Raw genomic sequence first — 1,518 nt, 5'->3', positions numbered from 1 at the left:
CCTTCTTTCTCTCGGACAGACAGGACTTTACGGCGGAAATCCAGTGAATATGCCATCTTTTATATTATAATCAAAATTATCTGGTTATGCTATATTTTCGCGACGATCTCCACGTGATGTTATTCCATTTCTAAATCAAAAACGACGCGAAGGCGAGCCGCAGACAGTATAAATAATACGGCAAGGCGAAGCCGACAAAGTCAGTTTTGATTTAGAAATGGAATTACCTCATAAAGCGCATTTGGAAATTCTAAACGAAGTGGTCTTGAGATACTTTATTGATTGGCGACCCGACCCCTATTCTGCGTTCATTCTTTAGCAACATATTAAATATTTTAAAAAGATAAAGTTAGCTATCAAATATAAAAATATGTCTTTATTTATCGACACGCATAACTCTTTTATAAACAGATGGTTATCTATTTTTTGAAAATTATCTACAAAATTTACTCAATAAATAACGACAAATCTGTCATCTTTCCTGCAGGATATGAATGCAATAAATTGATTAATAAACATTATATCTTTTGGCATGAATATTGCTTTTGGTGAATATTGCAATTGGCTAAATAGTCTTTTGTACATGAAAGGAAATCAAGACAAATTAATGCAATAGCAATTGTTAATACAAATAGTAACAAAATTCAAAATATACTTAAATAAGTATTAATTTGCTAAAAAAGAGGGATATTAGATGAGTACAAGCAATAACAATAAAAAAAGTATAATGATTTTTAAGAAAAAACAAAAATCCTTAATCGTCGCGTTAGCCGCGGCGTTTCCGTTATTCTTTTCCTCTCTCAGCACGAACGCTGCTGATCTTGCAGCGCTACAGCAGTTGGGTGAGCAAGTCTTCTGGGACAAAATCTCCACCCCGCCACGCATGGCATGCGTTACCTGCCATGACCCGAGGGCTGGTTGGACGGGACCGCATTCCCAAACCAACCTCACTCAAGTGGCCATAACCGGTGCCAATCCGCATACGATCGGAAACCGTAAACCACCCAGCAATGCCTACGCAAGTTTCATCCCGCCATTTGAGGAAGGTGTGGTTGGCCCACCGTCCGGGGTACGCGGGGGCGCCTTCTGGGACGGCCGCGCTAAAGGCAATATTCCCGCCGGAAGCACTGCTGATCCAGACAAAATTGGAGATGAGGTTTTTGCGGAAACGGCCGATCCTGATGGACTAAAAGCTGCCTACGGCCGATTGCGCGGGCCGACCGCCGTTCAAGCGTTAGGCCCTTTCGTCAATCCTGCCGAGCAGAACAAAGCGGATAGAGCCGGTGTTTGCCAGCATGTTCAAAAGGCTCAGTATGCTCCGCTTTTTGAGCAGGCCTGGACTATTCCGATCACTTGCGACGAGGCCAATGTCGATGTGAATTACAAGCGTATCGCGGTAGCAATCGCGGCCTTTCAAGACTCCGGCAAAGTCAATTCGTTTAGCTCCAGGCGTGACCAGGCGCTCGCAGACGATCCTGACAAAAAATTCCCACTGAACGGTTTAACTGAGCAGGAAAA

Annotated in this window: 1 protein-coding gene; it reads left to right on the top strand. The window is 43.0% G+C overall.

Annotation, left to right across the window (positions count from 1 at the left end; translation table 11 throughout):
• Positions 1-694 precede the first annotated feature (694 nt).
• A partial coding sequence (locus BM122_RS21205) for a cytochrome-c peroxidase (protein WP_218152216.1) occupies positions 695-1,518 on the top strand: 824 nt, incomplete at its 3' end.

The sequence above is a fragment of the Nitrosomonas communis genome, assembly GCF_900114745.1.
GTDB classification, from domain to species: domain Bacteria; phylum Pseudomonadota; class Gammaproteobacteria; order Burkholderiales; family Nitrosomonadaceae; genus Nitrosomonas; species Nitrosomonas communis_A.
Note: the sequence above shows the minus strand (reverse complement) of the source record. Positions and strands in the feature narration are given on the sequence as shown.